The organism is Streptomyces sp. NPDC127100, assembly GCF_042724095.1.
Taxonomy (GTDB): Bacteria; Actinomycetota; Actinomycetes; order Streptomycetales; family Streptomycetaceae; genus Streptomyces.
On record NZ_JBHXFL010000020.1, the window covers coordinates 84,491 to 101,302 of the forward strand.

Genomic DNA, 16,812 nt, shown 5'->3' on the forward strand with positions numbered 1-16,812 from the left:
GGAGTCCGGCCCGAACCGCGGGGCGGGCATCTTCAGAGCAACATCTGAGGTTCGCGGCCCCGGCGTGCGCGTCGCGAGGGGGCCTACCGCAGCGCCGGGTGGTCCGCCACCACCGTGCACGAGCCCGGCGCGATCTCCGTGAACCCGGCGTCGCGGACCACCGGCAGGCCGCTCACGGTGAGGGCGCCCCAGCGGTCCGGGTCCGCGGTGCGCACCGCCAGCGGGAACCCCGCGTCGCGCCAGGCGGCCCGCTCCGCGTCGTCCAGCTCCCACCAGGCGAGCTGGGCACCGTGGCCGGCCTGGGCCATCGCCTTGCCGGCCGACATGCCGAGGTCCGGGTTCAGCCACAGGACGGGGGCCGAGGGGTCGGCGCCGGCCGGGGGCTCCGGGTCGTCGAGGTCGGTGCCGGACACCTGGAGGCGGGCCAGGTCCTTGGGCCAGCCGTCCAGCGGGACCGGCGGGAAGACCCGAACCTCGGCCGCCTTGCCGGTCACCGTGATGCCGGGCAGCGCCTCGGCCCGCCGCCACTCGGCGCCGCGCGCCCGCCGCACCACCTTGCGGATGCGGGCGTCCTGCCAGTCGCGTACGGCCTGCGCCCACGCGCCGTCGCCGGCCGACCGCTCGTCGGCGAGCATCACCAGCACCGCGCGGGCCGCGGTCTCCAGGGCGTCCGTACGGGCCGGCGGCGCCGCCCGCTCGATGCGGACGACCAGCGGCAGGACGAACTGCGGCGCGAGGTCGCGGTCGCCGGGCTCGGGACGGAAGGGGCTGTCGGGGACGGGCGTCGTCGGCTCATTGCTCACGCCCCCAGTCTGCCAAGGCGCCCGCGCGGGAGCGGACGGCCCCCGTGCGGTCACCCGGCGCAGGACGGTCAGCGCCGTCCGTTCGCGGCGCCGATCAGCTCGGACACCTTCACGAAGCGGTAGCCCCGCTCGCGCAGTTCGGGCACGACCGTGCGCACCGCCCGCTCGGTCACGGGCGCGGCGCTGCGGGTGCAGTGCATGACGACCACCGAACCGGGCCGCACGCCGTCCAGTACCTGCCGGGCCACCGCGTCGGCGTCCGTCGCGAACGCGTCCCCGCTCACCACGTCCCACTGCACGGCCGTGACGCCGGCGGGGGTCAGTTCCTCGAGGGCGGCCCTGTCGTAGCAGCCGCCGGGGAAGCGGAAGTAGGGCATCGGGTTTCGCACCCCGGCCTTCCCGAACGCCGCGTACGCACGCTCCACGTCCGACCGCATCCGCTCCCGGGACACGGTCGGCAGGCCGTAGCAGTCGTCCGTGTAGGCGTAGTGGCTGTAGGAGTGGTTGGCGATCTCGAACTGCGGGTCCAGGCCGATCGAGCGGGCCTCGTCCGGGTACTCCTCGGCCCACCGCCCGGTCATGAACACCGTGGCGGGCACCCTCAGCCTCCGCAGAGTCGCGATGAGCAGGGGGTTGTCGAAGCGTTCGCCCGCCGCCGCCCGGGGGCCCTCGTCCGCGGTCATGTCGGCGTCGAAGGTGAGGGCGACCGTCCTGCCGCCGGCCCGCGGTCCGTGCTCGAAGACGGGGGTGAGGCCCGCCGGACCGGGGGCGAGGGTCGGCGGCCGGGAGGAGGCGGCCTTCGAGGGGCCGGCGGAGGAGGCGGACGCCGCGGGGCGGGGGGCCCGCCCGGCCTCCGTGCCCCCGCAGGCGGCGAGCGCGGCGCAGGCGGCGGCAGCGGCGCACAGTGCGGTGGTGCGTCGTACGAGAGTCATCACCGCACGAACGTATGAGTATGTTGTTCGGTTTGTACGACTATGTGTCGTGTCGTACCCGAGGGGTCACCCTCCCGGGTCAGACGGGTCAGATGTCCCGCCGCTCCAGCGGCTTGGTCGCCGGGCCCTGGATCACCGTGCCGTCCGTGCCGAAGCGCGAGCCGTGGCAGGGGCACTCCCAGGCGCGCTCCGCCGCGTTGAAGTTCACCAGGCAGCCCAGGTGGGTGCAACGCGGCGAGAGGGCGTGCAGCGCGCCCGCCTCGTCCCGGTAGACCGCGAGCCGGTCGCCGCCGGCCCGGACCACGGCGCCCTCACCCGGCGGCAGCGCGTCCACCGGCGGCGCGGGACGCAGCCGGTCGCCGACGAAGTGCCGGGCGACCTCGGCCTGCGTCCTGAGGAAGGACGGCGCCTCACGCACCGCCGTGCGCAGCCGGCGCGGGTCGTACAGCCCGCTCCACGCGCACTCCTCGCCGGTGATCTGCGCGGTCAGCAGCCGGCCCGCCATCATGCCGCCGCTCAGCCCCCAGCCGCCGAAGCCGGTCGCGACGTACGCGTGGCGCGCGCCCTGGTGCAGCGGGCCCACCATCGGCACGGTGTCCGTCGGGTCGATGTCCTGGGTGGCCCAGGAGTAGGTGAGGTCGACGCCCGGGAAGTGCTCGACGGCCCAGGCGGACAGGCGCTCGAAGCGTTCCCGGGTGTCGCCGGTGCCGGGCGTGAAGTGCTCCCCGGTGACGATCAGCAGCCGGCGGCCCGCCTCGTCCAGCGGCGCCGTACGCACGGAGCGGGTGTTCTCCTCCGGCGTGATGTACATGCCGTCCACGTCGCGGTCCGCCTCGATGCTCCCGGCCACGACCAGCTCGCGGCGCGGGGAGAGCCGGGCGAACAGCAGGGCCCGGTCGAAGATCGGGTAGTGGGTGGCGACCACGACGTCCCGCGCGGTGACCGTCGCTCCCGTGCCGGTCGACACGCGGCACGGCTCGCCCTCGTCCAGGCCGTGGATGGTGGTGTTCTCGAAGATCCGCCCGCCGCGCGCCTCGAGATCCCCGGCGAGGGCCAGCAGGTACTTGCGCGGGTGGAACTGGGCCTGCCCGGTCACCCGGACGGCGCCCGCCACCGGGAAGGGCAACCCGGTCTCCGTCACGAAGGACGCCGGCAGCCCCGCCTCCTTCGCGGCGGACGCCTCGGCCCGCAGCTCGTCCACGCGGCCCGCGTCGCGGACGTACGTGTACGCGTCCCGGGTCTCCCACTCGCAGTCGATGCCCAGCTCCGCGGCCACCTCGGCGGCGTGCTCGATCGCCTCGGTCTGCGAGCGGGCGTACAGACGGGCGCCCTCGGGGCCCCGGGTGCGGCGCAGCCTGTCGTAGACCAGCGAGTGCTGGGCGGTCAGCTTGGCGCTGGTGCGGCCGGTGACGCCGGCCGCGATCCGCCCCGCCTCCAGCACGGCCACGCTGCGCCCGGCCCGCGCCAGTTCCCGGGCGGTGCTCAGTCCGGCGACGCCCGCGCCGATCACGGCCACGTCGACGCGGAGGTCCTCGGCCAGGGCGGGGCGCGGCGCACCGCCCGGTGCGGTCCGAAGCCAGTACGAGCCGTCGGCCTGCGCTTTCTCCGTCATACGGCCTCGTGTACCCCGTCGCCGCGGCTTCAGTGACCGGGCGGTGCGCCCCCGGCTACCCGCGCCAGGGGCCGGTCACCGCGAAGGTCGTCCCCGGGGTGTAGCAGTTGACGTACATGGTGTCGCCGTCGGGCGAGAAGGTGACACCGGCGAACTCGCCCCACTCGGGCTCCTCCGCCGTACCGATGTTCTGCCGGCCGCGGGCCATCGCGTACACCTCGCCGCGCCGGGTCACGCCGAACACGTGCTGGGCGCCGTTGCCGTCCTCGCAGACCATGAGGCCGCCGCTGGGCGCCAGGCAGATGTTGTCCGGGGACTCGCCGGGGAGCTGGACGTCGGTGTCCGGACCGAAGACGATCACCAGGGTCAGACGGCGCCGGTCCGGGTCGTACCGCCAGATCTGGCCGTAGTGGTCGGCCGCCGACCCCTCGGAGCTGTGGGCGAAGGACGACACGAAGTACACGCAGCGCCCGCCCCAGTAGCAGCCCTCCAGCTTCTGCGCGTGGGTGATGCCGCCCCGGCCGAAGTCCTGGAAGCGGATGGGCGTCCCGGCGGCCAGCGGGTCGGGTACGTCGACCCACTGGACGCCGTCGAACTCGGCGCCCGTCTCCTGGATCGAGGACAGGTCGGGCACGCCGGGCACGCGCATCGCCTGGAGCCGGCCGCCCGCCCGCAGCGAGCCCGTGCCGCCCAGCGGCTTCTCGGGCAGGAAGCGGTAGAAGAGCCCGAAGGGCCGGTCGAAGGCGTCCTCCGTCTCGTACACGACGCCCCGCCGCGGGTCCACGGCGATCGCCTCGTGCTGGAAGCGGCCCATGGCGGTCAGCGGCACCGCGCCGGTGCGGTGCGGGTCGGCCGGGTCGACCTCGAAGATGAAGCCGTGGTCCTTGGTGTAGCCGTTGGTGCCCGCCTTGTCCTCGGTCTCCTCGCAGGTCAGCCAGGTGTTCCAGGGCGTGGGCCCGCCCGCGCAGTTGACGGCCGTGCCGGCGATCGCCACCCGCTCGGACAGGACGCGGTTGCGGGAGTCCAGGGTGAGCGCCGTACAGCCGCCCTTGCCGGCCGGGTCGTACGTCAGTCCCTCGACCGTGGGGACGGGGATCCTGCCGTTGGCGCGGTTCTCGTGGTTGCGGACCAGGTGGGTGCGGCCGTGCGCGCCGCGGAAGGCGGACATGCCGTCGTGGTTGGACGGGACCGGGCCCTCGCCGGAGCGCAGCCGGTCGCCCTCGCGGGACAGGACCTGGTAGCGGAAACCTTTCGGCAGGTCGAGCAGACCGTCCGGGTCGGGGACGAGGGGGCCGTAGCCGGAGCGGCCCGGGGGCTGAGCGGCGGCGGTACCCGCGAAGAGTTCGGAGAGGGCTCCGGTGAAGGCGATGCCGGCTCCGAGCGCTCCGGAGCGGGCGAGTACCTGACGTCGTGTTGCGGACATGGGGCAACCTTCCTGCTGGCGGACAGGACTGTGACCCCGCCGTGTCTATCACTTGCCAGGAGTCCCGGGAACCACGCGTGTCGCACGTGTCACCGGTCGTCACCGCTCCACGGGCCGCTCGACGGGTCGCTCCACGGGCCTCTCGACGGGCCGGTCCTGGGCGGCCCTCTCCAGGAACCGCAGCAGCTCGACCGGGAAGGGCAGCACCAGCGTCGAGTTCTTCTCCGCGGCGACGGCCACCACCGTCTGGAGCAGGCGCAGTTGCAGGGCGGAGGGCTGCTCGGACATCTGCTCCGCCGCCTCGGCGAGCTTCTTCGACGCCTGGAGTTCCGCGTCGGCGTTGATGATCCGGGCCCGCCGCTCCCGGTCCGCCTCGGCCTGCCGCGCCATCGACCGCTTCATCGTGTCGGGCAGGGAGACGTCCTTGATCTCGACCCGGTCGATCTGCACGCCCCAGCCGACCGCGGGGCTGTCGATCATCAGCTCCAGCCCCTGGTTGAGTTTCTCCCGGTCGGAGAGCAGGTCGTCCAGCTCGCTCTTGCCGATGATGGACCGCAGCGAGGTCTGCGCCATCTGGGAGACGGCGAACCGGTAGTCCTCGACCTTGACGAGGGCGCTGGCCGCGTCGACCACTTTGAAGTAGACGACGGCGTCGACCCGCACGGTCACGTTGTCGCGGGTGATGCCCTCCTGGGCCGGCACCGGCAGCGTGACGATCTGCAGGTTCACCTTGTGCAGCCGGTCCACGAACGGGACCACCATGGTGAACCCGGGCGAGCGCACGTCCCCCGCCAGCCGCCCGAGCCGGAAGACCACCCCGCGCTCGTACTGCTTGACGACCCGCGCCGCCGAGACGACGTACAGGACACCGGCGCTTCCGACGGCGGCCACCGCGGTCAGCAGCTCCTGGAGCATGACGGCCTCCTTGCCCAGAGGTCCGGTTCATCCCTTCCTGCAACGATAGGCCCGGTGCCCGGTCCGCGGCCATGCCTGCGGGCACGACCGGGACGGGCACCGGGGGAGCACCGGGCGGGCACCCGGTGCGGGTTACGCCCCGGCCCTGGCCGGTTCCGTGACCTTCACCGGGTCCGTGCCGATCGCGCTGTGCCGCTCGGCCCAGTTCTCCAGCGCGGTGCGGCAGGCGTGGTCGAGGTGGTGCAGCCCGGACAGGTCCAGCTCGACCGGGCGGTCCTGCGGGAGCGCCTCCAGGCTCTCCAGCAGTTTCGGCAGCCGCAGGAAGGTCGCGTTCCCCGACAGATGCGCCTGGACGGGGCCCGCGCCCTTGTCGACGATCTCCAGCTTGAGGTGCGAGGCCTCCCAGGCGGTCTTGGCCACGGACAGGGCCAGGCCGATCAGCACGCCCTCGAACATGTTCACCGCGACGATCGACACGGCCGTGACGACCAGGATGAGCGCCTCGCCGCGGTGCCCGCGCCACAGCGACACGATGCCGCGGAACGGGATCAGCTTCCAGCCCGCGTGCACCAGGATGCCGGCCAGCGCGGGCAGCGGGATCAGCGCCAGCGCGGACGGCAGCAGCGCGGCGAACAGCAGCAGCCACACGCCGTGCAGCACCCGGGACGCCTTGGTCCGGGCGCCCGCGCCGACGTTGGCGGAACTGCGCACGATGACCGCGGTCATCGGCAGCGCGCCGAGCAGGCCGCACACGGAGTTGCCCGCGCCCTGCGCCATGAGTTCCTTGTCGTACTCGGTGCGCGGGCCGTTGTGCAGCCGGTCCACCGCGGCGGCGCTGAACAGGCTCTCCGCCGAGGCGATCAGGGTGAAGGCGACGATCGTGCCGAGGAGGCCCACGTCCGCCAGCCCGCCGAAGGCGTCGGCGCCGGGCGGCTGGACGGAGTCCAGCAGGCCGCTCACCTCGACCGTCGCGACCGGCAGGCCGGACGCCGCGGTGACCGCGGTGGCCAGGACGACGGCCGCCAGCGCGCCCGGCACCGCCCGCGCCCGCTCCGGCAGCCGCTTCCACAGCACCATCACCGCGACGGTGCCCGCGCCGAGCGCCAGCGAGGTGAGCGCCTCGGTGCTGCCCAGCACGTCGGCGGCGGCCCCGGGCAGCCCGGCGATCTTGCCGAGGCCGGAGGCGGGCGCCTCCAGCCCGGCCGCCGAGTAGAGCTGGCCGGCGATGAGCACGAGGCCGATGCCGGCCAGCATGCCCTCGACGACCGACAGGGAGATCGCCCGGAACCAGCGCCCCAGCCCGAGGGCGCCCATCGCGAGCTGGAGCAGTCCGGTGGCCAGCACGATCACGCCGAGCGCGGGCAGTCCGTAGGTGTCGACCGCGCCGAGGACCAGCACGGTGAGACCGGCGGCCGGGCCCGAGACCTGGAGGCTGCTGCCCGGCAGGAATCCGGTGACCAGGCCGCCCACGATCCCGGTGACGAGGCCGAGTTCGGCCGGGACGCCGGAGGCGACGGCGACGCCCACGCACAGCGGGAGGGCGACCAGGAACACGACGAGCGAGGCGGTGAGGTCCTGCCGCCAGTGCGGGAACCTTGATATCGCGTTCACGGCGCCGCTCACAGGGTCTCGAACGCGTCGGTGTCCGCCCGGTGCTGCCGCACGGCCCCGGTGTGGACCTCGTAGTACCAGCCGCGCAGGCGCAGCCGGCCCTCGGCCAGCCGCCGCTCGACGCACGGGTAGGAGCGCAGCCGCAGCAACTGGGCCAGGACGTGGTGCTGCACGGCGCCCGCGACCGTGGGGTCGGCGGGGTCGCAGGGCTTCGGCTCGTCCGCGGTCTGGGCCAGCCAGTCGCGCACGGCGGGTACGGCGGTCAGGTCGTCGCCGCGCACCAGCGCGCCGACGGCGCCGCAGTGCGAGTGGCCGCAGACGACGACGTCCGTGACGCCCAGCACCTCGACGGCGTACTCGATGGTGGCCGCCTCGCCGCTGGGGCGTTCCGCACCGTAGGGCGGGACGATGTTGCCCGCGGTGCGCAGCTCGAAGAGCTGGCCCGGCCGGGCGCCGGTGATCAGGGCCGGTACGACCCGGGAGTCGGAGCAGGTGATGAACAGGACTTCGGGCGACTGGCCTTCGGCGTGCCCGGCGAACTCCTCAGGGCGCTGGCCGAACGTGCGGGCGTTGTCGATGAGGGGCTGCATGATGCGGTCATTCCTCCTGGCGCGCGGTGGGGGCGCGTCGGACGGGCGTGGACGGAGTGGGGGGTGCTCCGTCGCTCAGCAGCGGAAGACCTGGAGGGCCGCGGGGGAGCGGTCCGGGGCGGATCTCGAGCGGCGTTCGTGCGCATGGCCGGGCAGGACCCGCTCGGGGGCGGCGGCGACGCGCCGTGCCGACAGCGGGTGTCCGGGGGCCTCGGGCTCGGGGGCCGCGGTGGCGCGGTGCCGGTCGCGGACGCGCACCGGGCCGTGCGTGTTCCCGGAGCGGCCGGGCTCGTGACAGGTGACGGTCTCGTCGCGCAGCGCCGTGCCGGCGAGGGTGAGTCCCGTGGAGGCCGACTGGGCCTGGGCCACGGCATCACGATCCGTGTGCGCGGATGCGAAGGACGGTGCCGGTGCGAACAACGGGAGGGCGAGCAGGAGGGCAGTGAGGAGCGGGAACAGGGCCCAGGTCGTCCTACCTCGTAACATGCGCCCCCCTACCGACAGTTCGGGCCTCGTGTGCACACCGGCGTCAGGTCAAAGATTGGTCAAGAAACACGTTAACCCTGCGGAGTCGTTTGCAGGGTTAACGGGGCGTTACGAGCCGGAGAGAGCCTGAAAATCGAGGTCGGTCGGCGGAAAACGGGCGGTGCGTCAGCGGGCGTCGACGAACCGCGCGGCGTCCCGGGCCAGGGCGGTGAGCCGGGAGATCGCCCGGAAGTACTTCTTGCGGTAGCCGCCCTTCAGCATCTCCTCGCTGAACAGCCGGTCGAAGGGCAGCCCCGAGGCCAGCACGGGCACCTCGCGGTCGTAGAGCCGGTCCGCGAGGACGACCAGGCGCAGCGCGGTCGACTGGTCCGGCACCGGCCGGACGCCGGTGAGGCACACGGCCGAGACGCCGTCGGTCAGGGCGCCGTAGCGGCTCGGGTGGACGCGGGCGAGGTGGTCGAGGAGCGCCGGGAACTCGTCCAGGGAGGCGCCGTCCGTCTCCTGCGCCGCGCGGGTCACCTGCTCGTCGGAGTAGGGCGCCGGTGCCTCGGGCAGGCCGCGGTGACGGTAGTCCTCGCCGTCGATGCGCAGGGCGCGGAAGTGGGCGGACAGGCCCTGGATCTCACGCAGGAAGTCGGCCGCCGCGAAGCGGCCCTCGCCGAGCTTGCCCGGCAGCGTGTTGGAGGTGGCGGCGAGCGCCACGCCGGCCTCCACCAGCCGGGCGAGCAGGCTGGAGACGAGGACGGTGTCGCCCGGGTCGTCGAGCTCGAACTCGTCGATGCACAGGAGACGGTGCCCGGAGAGGGTCTGCACGGTCTGCTGGAAGCCGAGGGCGCCGACCAGGTTGGTCAGCTCGACGAAGGTGCCGAAGGCCTTGCGGGAGGGGTCGGCGGGGGTGGCGTGCCACAGGGACGCCAGCAGGTGGGTCTTGCCGACGCCGTAGCCGCCGTCGAGGTAGACGCCGCGAGGGCCGGCGGGGGGCTTGGGGGCCCTGCTCCGGCCGAGGCCGAAGAAGCCGCGCCTGCCGGTGGCCGCGCCGGGGGCTTCGCCGAGACCGGTGGCGAAGCCCTCCAGGACCTGGACGGCCTCGCTCTGGGTGGGCTGGTTCGGGTCCGGGATGTACGTGCTGAAACGGACCGAGTCGAAGCGCGGGGGCGGCACCATCTCGGCGACCAGGCGGTCCGCCGGGACGTGCGGCTCGCGGGCGCACAGGGACAGCGGGGTCGCCCCGGCTATCGGGGCGGGGCCGGAGGGGGCGGAACCGGGGGCGGCGGAGGAGGACGACACGGGGGTCAATGGTAGGGCCTGTCCGACGGTGGCCCGGCGGGGCGGCGGGCGGGGTGGGTCGGGCGGCCCGGGGCTCGCGGGGTGCCGCCGCGCCCACCCGTGCCGCCCCGGCGCCACGACTGCCCGCGGCTGTGTGGCAGGGGCGGGGGCGGGGCGTGGAAGACTGCTCGGTATGCGACGTCTGTTCCCTGTGACCGATCCGACAGCAGAGGGCGAGACCGCCGGGGGCGACCGGGAGTGGAGCCTCGCCGAGCTGGCGGCCGCCTACGCGTACCCCGGGCCGGACGCCCGGCCGGGTGGCTGGCTGCGGGCCAACATGGTCTCCACCCTGGACGGTGCCGCCCAGCACGACGGCCGCTCCCAGCCCATCTCCAGCGCGGCCGACATGCGGATCTTCGGCACCCTGCGGGCCCTCGCGGACGTCGTGATCGCCGGCGCCGAGACCGTACGCCAGGAGGGGTACCGGCCCGCACGCGCGCGTGCGGAGTTCGCGGAGCTGCGGCGGGCGGCCGGACAGGGCCCGGCGCCGGTGATCGCCGTGGTCAGCGCGAGCCTGGAGCTGGACTTCTCCCTGCCGCTGTTCACCTCGCCGCTGGTGCGCACCCTGATCCTCACCGGCGCGGCGGCGGCCCCCGACCGCGTCGCGGCCGCCGAGAGGGCCGGCGCCCGGGTGGTGGTCGCCGGCGACGGCGTCGGCGTGGACCCCGCCCGTGCCGTCCGCGCGCTCGCCGAACTCGGCCACACCCGGCTGCTGACCGAGGGCGGCCCGCGGCTGCTGGGGCAGTTCGTCGCGGCCGGCGTCCTCGACGAGCTGTGCCTGACCGTCTCCCCGATGCTCACCGCGGGCGACGCGCAGCGGATCGCGGGCGGCCCCTCGGTCGACCTGCCGCGGCACTACACCCTGGCGTCCCTGCTCGAGGAGGAAGGTTTCCTCTTCAGCCGGTACCGGCGCGACTGAGCCGCGGCGACGTCACCCGGACAGCGGGCCGGCCCCGGTACGACGTCGGCGACCCCGTATGGAATCACTCGTTCCGCTCAGTCCGGGCCGGGCACACTGAATCCGGCAGTACCCGTGCGATCACGGGGCAGGATGGTTTCCGCAGGGTTCGGCACACCTGCGGAGGGTGGGCCCACGGGCCCCAGAAGGAGAAGGGGCGTTTGGTGTTCACAAGCGTTTTGATGATCGAGAAGGCCCTGACGTCCGCCGACGTGGAGTTCGTCACCACCTTGCACGGGGACGAACCGGTCGCCTTCCACGTGCTGCTCCAGCCGCGCGGCGACCAGGCCGACCGGCTGCTGCGGGCCATCGACGACGTCGCCCTCGGCGAACTCGACGACGCGGTCCGCGAGGGCGAGACCCCCGAGGGGAAGGAGGCGCTGAGCGTCGGGCAGCGGGCGCTGGAGGTGTCCCTCACCGCCCTGCGCGCGTCCGGCGCCGAGGCCGTGGGCAGCCTGGTCGAGGCGCAGCCGCTGGACGCGCTCAGGTCGCTCGTCCAGGAGACCGGCGCCGACGAGGTGATCGTCCTCACCGACCCGCACTACGTGGAGGAGTTCTTCCACCGGGACTGGGCCTCACGGGCCCGGCACAAGGTCGGCGTACCGGTCCTGAAACTGTTCTCCCACAGCAAGGCTTAGGCTGGGGCCGCGCCCGGGCCCCGCGCCGGGGGCGCGCCCACCAGTACGCACCGCACCTCTGGGGAGAACAGCGCATGGCACCCGGCCTTCCTACCGCCATGGACCGACCGCACTTCATCGGCATCGGCGGCGCCGGAATGTCGGGCATCGCGAAGATCCTCGCCCAGCGCGGGGCCGCGGTGGCGGGCAGCGACGCCAAGGACTCCGCGACCGCCGAGGCACTGCGCGCGCTCGGCGCGACCGTGCACATCGGGCACGCGGCGGAGCACCTCGCCGACGACGCGAGCTGCGTCGTCGTGTCGTCGGCGATCCGCGCGGACAACCCGGAGCTGGCCCGCGCGGCCGCCCTCGGGATCCCGGTCGTGCACCGCTCCGACGCCCTCGCCGCCCTGATGGACGGGCTCCGCCCGATCGCGGTGGCCGGCACCCACGGCAAGACCACGACCACCTCCATGCTCGCGGTCTCCCTGTCCGCGCTGGGCCGCGCCCCGTCGTACGCGATCGGCGGCGACCTGGACGCGCCCGGGTCCAACGCCCTCCACGGCGACGGCGAGATCTTCGTCGCGGAGGCGGACGAGAGCGACCGCAGCTTCCACAAGTACGCGCCCGAGGTCGCCATCGTCCTCAACGTCGAGCTCGACCACCACGCCAACTACGCCTCGATGGACGAGATCTACGAGTCCTTCGAGACCTTCGCCGGGAAGATCGTCCCCGGCGGCACGCTGGTGATCGCCGCCGACCACGAGGGCGCGCGCGAGCTGACGCGCCGGCTGGCCGGTTCGGTGCGGACGGTGACGTACGGGGAGTCCGAGGACGCCGACGTCCGCATCCTGTCGGTCGTCCCGCAGGGCCTGAAGAGCGAGGTCACCGTGCTGATGGACGGCACCGAGCTGACCTTCGGGGTCTCCGTCCCGGGCCGCCACTACGCCCACAACGCGGTCGCCGCCCTCGCCGCGGGCGTCGCCCTGGGCATCCCCGCCGCCGAGCTGGCCCCCGCCCTGGCCGCCTACACCGGCGTCAAGCGGCGCCTGCAGCTCAAGGGCGAGGCGGCCGGTGTGCAGGTCGTCGACTCCTACGCGCACCACCCCACCGAGATGACGGCCGACCTGGAGGCCATGCGCGCCGCGGTCGGCGACGCCCGCATCCTGGTCCTGTTCCAGCCGCACCTGTTCTCCCGCACCCAGGAGCTCGGCAAGGAGATGGGCCAGGCGCTCGCCCTGGCCGACGCGTCGGTGGTCCTCGACATCTATCCCGCCCGCGAGGACCCGATCCCCGGGGTCACCAGCGAGCTGATCATCGAGGCCGCGCGGGCGGCGGGCGCGGACGTCACCCCGGTCCACGACAAGGAGGGCGCGCCCGCGGCCGTCGCGGGAATGGCGAAGGCCGGTGATCTCGTTCTCACCATGGGCGCGGGCGACGTCACCGACCTCGGACCGCGCATCCTGGAACAGTTGGACACGGGCAAGTGAGGGGCTGAGTACACATGGCGTACGACGTCGAGAAGCCGGACGAGCAGTGGCGCGCGGAACTGGCCCCGGCCGAGTACGCCGTCCTGCGCCAGGCCGCCACGGAACCCGCCTTCACCGGTGAGTACACGGACACCAAGACCGAGGGCGTCTACTCGTGCCGTGCCTGCGGCGCCGAGCTGTTCACCTCGCGGACGAAGTTCGCCTCGCACTGCGGCTGGCCGTCCTTCTTCGACCCGAAGGACACCGACGCGGTCGAGCTGATCGAGGACCGGTCGCACGGGATGGTGCGCACGGAGGTGCGCTGCGCCCGCTGCGGCTCCCACCTCGGTCACGTCTTCGAGGGCGAGGGCTATCCGACCCCGACCGACCAGCGGTACTGCATCAACAGCATCGCGCTGCGGCTGGAGCCCGTCGAGGGCTGAGCCGGCAGGTCAGCGGGCGGCGGCCGGAAGCGTCACGGTGAACTCCGTCACGCCCGGCCCGCCGCCCAGCGCGAGCGTGCCGCCGTGCGCCCGCACCAGCGAGGAGGCCACGGCGAGTCCGAGCCCGCTGCCGCCGCGGTCGCGGCTGCGGGCCTTGTCGACGCGGTAGAACCGGTCGAAGACGCGCAGCCGGTCGGCGGCCGGGATGCCCGGTCCCGTGTCGGCCACGCCGATCCGGGCCGCGCCGGCCGTCACGGACACCGTCACCGTGACCTCCGTGCCCGGGGGCGTGTGCACGGCCGCGTTGGTGAGCAGGTTGTCGAGGACCTGCCGGATCCGCTGCGGGTCGAGCCGCAGCTCCACCGCGGGCCCGGTCCGCACCGTCAGCGGATGCTCCGGATGCCCCGCGCGGAAGGCGTCGGCCGCCTGCCGCACCAGGTCCGTCAGATCCGCGTCCTCCCACCGCAGCGGCGCCTCGGCCTCGTCCGCGTCCAGCCGGGCGAGCAGCAGCAGGTCGTCCAGGAGCACGCCCATCCGGGCCGCCTCGGCACGCAGCCGGGCCAGGTGCCGTTCCCGCTCGCCGGGCTCGTTGGCCGCCGCGTACTGGAAGAGGTCCGCGTAGCCCCGTACGGACATCAGCGGGGTGCGCAGCTCGTGCGAGGCGTCCGCGACGAACCGGCGCAGCCGCCGCTCGGCCTCGGCGCGCACCGCCAGCGAGTCGTCGATGTGCTCCAGCATCGTGTTGAACGCGGTCCGCAGCTCCGCCACCTCGGGGCCGCCGTCCCGCCCGTCCGCCCGCAGCGGCAGCCGTGCCGCCGACTCCGTCAGATCGTGCGAGGCGATGCCGTGCGCCGTGCTCGCCATGTCGCTCAGCGGCTTCAGACCGCGCCGCAGCATCCGCCGCCCGAACCCCACCAGCGCCAGCAGTGCCAGACCGAAGGCGACGACCTGCACCGTGATCAGCTGATCCACGGTGTCCTCGACGTCCCCCAGGGGCGCGGCGCTGACCAGCACCACGCCGGGCCCGACCGCGCACGCCCGCAGGAGGTAGGGGCCGTGCCCGTCGATCCGCACGGTGCGGGTCAGCTCCGTGCCGCTGCGCGCCATCGCCCCGGCCAGCGACGTCAGGGGGCCGGTGTCCGAGGGCACGTCGGCGGGCCTGCGCAGCCGGGGCGAGCCGCCGGAGACGTCGTAGACGGCCGTGTACCAGCCGTAGTAGGGCTGGCGCTCCACCGTGCCGTGCGCCGCGGCGTCTTTGGACTGCACGACCTGCACCAGCTGCACCTGGTCGGCGAGCTGCCGTTCCAGGTAGTCCCGCATGTACGCGGTCAGCGCCGTGCCGACCACCGCGAACACCACCAGGGACAGGGCGCCCAGCCCCAGCGCCAGACGGGTCCCCAGGCGCAGCCCGCGGTAGGCGTGCCACAGCCGCCGGGTCACCGGGGCGCCTGCCGGATCACGTACCCGAAGCCCCGCACGGTCCGGATCAGCGGCTCGGCGTCGCCGGCGCCGCCGGCGGCGTCGTCCAGCTTGCGGCGCAGCCGGCTGACGACGAGCTCCACGACGTTGGACCTGCCGCCGAAGCCGTACTCCCAGACGTGGTCGAGGATCTGCGCCTTGGTCAGCACCGTCGGCGACTTGCGCAGCAGATAGCGCAGCACCTCGTACTCGGTCGGGGTCAGCGACAGCCGCCGCCCGCCACGGCACACCTCGCGCGTGTCCTCGTCCATCGTCAGATCCGCCGCCCGCAGCACCGACCGCTGGAAGCCGGGTCCGGCGCTGCGCCGCAGCACGGTCCGCAGCCGGGCCATCAGCTCCTCCACGGCGAACGGCTTGACCAGGTAGTCGTCGCCGCCCCGGGTCAGCCCCGCCACCCGGTCGGCCACGCCGTCGCGCGCCGTCAGGAACACCACCGGCACCATCGTGCCCGAGCCGCGCAGCCGGTCCAGGACGGAGAAGCCGTCGAGGTCCGGGAGCATCAGGTCGAGCACCACGATGTCCGGGCGGAACCCGGCGGCCAGCCGCAGCGCCTGTTCACCGGAGTTCGCCGTGACCGCCTCCCAGCCCTCGTAGCGGGCGACGGTGGCGACGAGATCGGCGATGGGCGGGGCGTCGTCCACCACGAGGAGCCGTACTTTTTCCACCCGCTCATCCTGCGCCACCGGCCGCCCGCGCCCCACACCGCGGGGGCCACCGTCCCGGGATCGATAAGCAGTTGAAAGCCGGCCGACAGGAAAACGACAGGCCGGGCGGGTGAAGCTCGGTGCGTGACCACCGTCCCGAGCACCCCCCACCGCCGGCCGGCCCCCGCGCCGGCCCTCCGTCCCCAGGCCGTGGCCCGCACCGGTCTGTACGCGATCCTCGCCGTCAACGCGGCCGTCGTGGCCGTCCTGTTCGCCCGGGAGGGTTTCGCCGGCGGCGCCCTCCTCGCCCTCGGCCGCCTCACCGGCCTGTACGGCGCCCTGCTCATGGCCTTCCAACTCGTCCTGGTGGCCCGGCTGCCGTGGTTCGACCGGCGCATCGGCATGGACCGGCTGACCTCCTGGCACCGCTGGACCGGCTTCGCCGTCCTGTGGACGCTGCTCGCCCACGTCGTGTTCATCACCTCCGGCTACGCCGGGCCCGCCGGCACGGACCCGGTGAGCCAACTCGTCGACCTCGCCGAGACCGTGGAGGGCGTACTGCGCGCCCTCGTCGCCCTCGCGCTGCTCGTGGTGGTCGGCGCCGTCTCCGCCCGCGCCGCCCGGCGCCGGCTGGCGTACGAGACCTGGCACTTCGTCCACCTGTACACCTACGTCGCGGTGGTGCTGGCCTTCACCCACCAGGTCGCCGCCGGCGCCGCCTTCACCTCGTCGCCCGCCGCGACGGCCTACTGGTACACGCTGTGGGGCGGTGCGCTCGGCTCGGTCCTGGCCGGCCGGCTGCTGCTGCCGCTGCGGCGGAACCTGCGCCACCGGCTGCGGGTCGCGGCCGTCGTGCCCGAGAACGACGACGTGGTCTCCGTCCACATCACCGGCCGCGACCTCGACCGGCTGCCCGCCCGGGCCGGGCAGTTCTTCCTGTGGCGGTTCCTGACCCGGGACCGCTGGTGGCAGGCCAACCCGTTCTCCCTGTCCATGGCGCCCGACGGCCGGCAACTGCGGCTCACCGTCAAGACGGCCGGCGAGGGCACCGCCGCCCTGCGCCGGCTCGCTCCCGGTACCCGCGTCTTCGCCGAGGGCCCCTACGGCGCCTTCACCACCCTGCACCGCACCCGCCCGGACACCCTGCTGATCGCCGGAGGCGTCGGCATCACCCCGATCCGGGCCCTGCTGGAGGAACTGCCCGGCCACGCCGTGCTCGTGTACCGGGTGGCCACCCACCGCGACGCCGTCCTCCACGCCGAACTGCGCGACCTCGCCCACGCCAGGGGCGCCGAACTGCACCTGGTGACCGGGCCCGCCGTCCCCGACCGGCTCGGCCCGCGCGACCTCGCCGCACTCGTGCCCGACGTCGCCGACCGGGACGTCTACGTCTGCGGACCGCCCGGCATGACGGCCGCGGTCCTGCGCACCCTGCGCGAACTGAGCGTGCCCGGGCCGCAGATCCACGCCGAACGCTTCAGCCTGGCCGGATGAGCCGGACCGG

At 74.2% G+C, this 16,812-nt stretch carries 16 protein-coding genes; 5 read left to right on the forward strand and 11 right to left on the reverse strand.

Annotation, left to right across the window (positions count from 1 at the left end):
- Positions 1-83 precede the first annotated feature (83 nt).
- The 9 genes from ACFWJB_RS19710 to zapE all read right to left on the reverse strand — a co-directional run bounded on the left by ACFWJB_RS19710 (position 84) and on the right by zapE (position 9,659).
- The gene (locus tag ACFWJB_RS19710; protein ID WP_386923640.1) at positions 84-803 is read right to left on the reverse strand and encodes a peptidyl-tRNA hydrolase; all 720 of its coding nucleotides are present in this window, start codon (positions 801-803) and stop codon (positions 84-86) included.
- Positions 804-871: 68 nt separating this feature from the next.
- A complete protein-coding gene (locus ACFWJB_RS19715) occupies positions 872-1,738 on the reverse strand; it encodes a polysaccharide deacetylase family protein (protein ID WP_386923642.1) in 867 nt (288 codons plus the stop codon).
- A gap of 85 nt (positions 1,739-1,823) precedes the next feature.
- Complete coding sequence (locus ACFWJB_RS19720) at positions 1,824-3,347, reverse strand: FAD-dependent oxidoreductase (RefSeq protein WP_386923644.1); 1,524 nt, start codon at positions 3,345-3,347, stop codon at positions 1,824-1,826.
- 55 nt (positions 3,348-3,402) lie between these two features.
- Entirely contained in the window at positions 3,403-4,770 is a 1,368-nt protein-coding gene (locus ACFWJB_RS19725) for a PhoX family protein (protein WP_386923646.1), read from the reverse strand.
- A 99-nt stretch (positions 4,771-4,869) separates the two neighbouring features.
- The gene (locus ACFWJB_RS19730; protein ID WP_386923648.1) at positions 4,870-5,685 is read right to left on the reverse strand and encodes a slipin family protein; all 816 of its coding nucleotides are present in this window, start codon (positions 5,683-5,685) and stop codon (positions 4,870-4,872) included.
- A gap of 132 nt (positions 5,686-5,817) precedes the next feature.
- Positions 5,818-7,296 (reverse strand): SulP family inorganic anion transporter, encoded by a 1,479-nt coding sequence (locus ACFWJB_RS19735; RefSeq protein WP_386923650.1) that lies wholly within the window; start codon positions 7,294-7,296, stop codon positions 5,818-5,820.
- An 8-nt stretch (positions 7,297-7,304) separates the two neighbouring features.
- The gene (locus tag ACFWJB_RS19740; RefSeq protein ID WP_385463654.1) at positions 7,305-7,886 is read right to left on the reverse strand and encodes a carbonic anhydrase; all 582 of its coding nucleotides are present in this window, start codon (positions 7,884-7,886) and stop codon (positions 7,305-7,307) included.
- Between the two features lie 75 nt (positions 7,887-7,961).
- Positions 7,962-8,255: a hypothetical protein gene (locus ACFWJB_RS19745; RefSeq protein WP_385463657.1), complete on the reverse strand. Its 294-nt coding sequence runs from the start codon at positions 8,253-8,255 to the stop codon at positions 7,962-7,964.
- Positions 8,256-8,537: 282 nt separating this feature from the next.
- Complete coding sequence (gene zapE, locus ACFWJB_RS19750; protein WP_386923653.1) at positions 8,538-9,659, reverse strand: cell division protein ZapE; 1,122 nt, start codon at positions 9,657-9,659, stop codon at positions 8,538-8,540.
- Positions 9,660-9,831: 172 nt separating this feature from the next.
- On the opposite strand from zapE, the gene ACFWJB_RS19755 reads away from it, so the two are divergent.
- From ACFWJB_RS19755 to msrB, 4 genes are all read left to right on the forward strand, one after another.
- Positions 9,832-10,617 carry a pyrimidine reductase family protein gene (locus ACFWJB_RS19755; RefSeq protein ID WP_386923655.1) on the forward strand — a complete coding sequence of 262 codons (786 nt, stop codon included), beginning with the start codon at positions 9,832-9,834 and terminating at the stop codon, positions 10,615-10,617.
- A gap of 203 nt (positions 10,618-10,820) precedes the next feature.
- A complete protein-coding gene (locus ACFWJB_RS19760; protein WP_385463666.1) occupies positions 10,821-11,294 on the forward strand; it encodes an indole-3-glycerol phosphate synthase in 474 nt (157 codons plus the stop codon).
- A gap of 74 nt (positions 11,295-11,368) precedes the next feature.
- Positions 11,369-12,763 (forward strand): UDP-N-acetylmuramate--L-alanine ligase, encoded by a 1,395-nt coding sequence (gene murC / locus ACFWJB_RS19765; RefSeq protein ID WP_385463668.1) that lies wholly within the window; start codon positions 11,369-11,371, stop codon positions 12,761-12,763.
- Between the two features lie 14 nt (positions 12,764-12,777).
- Positions 12,778-13,185: a peptide-methionine (R)-S-oxide reductase MsrB gene (gene msrB, locus ACFWJB_RS19770; RefSeq protein WP_385463671.1), complete on the forward strand. Its 408-nt coding sequence runs from the start codon at positions 12,778-12,780 to the stop codon at positions 13,183-13,185.
- A gap of 9 nt (positions 13,186-13,194) precedes the next feature.
- Here msrB and ACFWJB_RS19775 read toward each other — a convergent pair whose 3' ends face one another.
- Together ACFWJB_RS19775 and ACFWJB_RS19780 are read right to left on the reverse strand one after the other, a co-directional pair.
- Positions 13,195-14,625 carry an ATP-binding protein gene (locus tag ACFWJB_RS19775; RefSeq protein ID WP_385463675.1) on the reverse strand — a complete coding sequence of 477 codons (1,431 nt, stop codon included), beginning with the start codon at positions 14,623-14,625 and terminating at the stop codon, positions 13,195-13,197.
- Positions 14,622-15,329 (reverse strand): response regulator transcription factor, encoded by a 708-nt coding sequence (locus ACFWJB_RS19780; RefSeq protein WP_386923658.1) that lies wholly within the window; start codon positions 15,327-15,329, stop codon positions 14,622-14,624. The genes ACFWJB_RS19775 and ACFWJB_RS19780 overlap by 4 nt, the downstream gene beginning before the upstream one ends.
- Before the next feature lie 123 nt (positions 15,330-15,452).
- Here ACFWJB_RS19780 and ACFWJB_RS19785 point away from each other — a divergent pair, with 123 nt between their 5' ends.
- Positions 15,453-16,802 carry a ferric reductase-like transmembrane domain-containing protein gene (locus tag ACFWJB_RS19785; RefSeq protein WP_386923660.1) on the forward strand — a complete coding sequence of 450 codons (1,350 nt, stop codon included), beginning with the start codon at positions 15,453-15,455 and terminating at the stop codon, positions 16,800-16,802.
- The last annotated feature ends 10 nt before the right edge of the window (positions 16,803-16,812 follow it).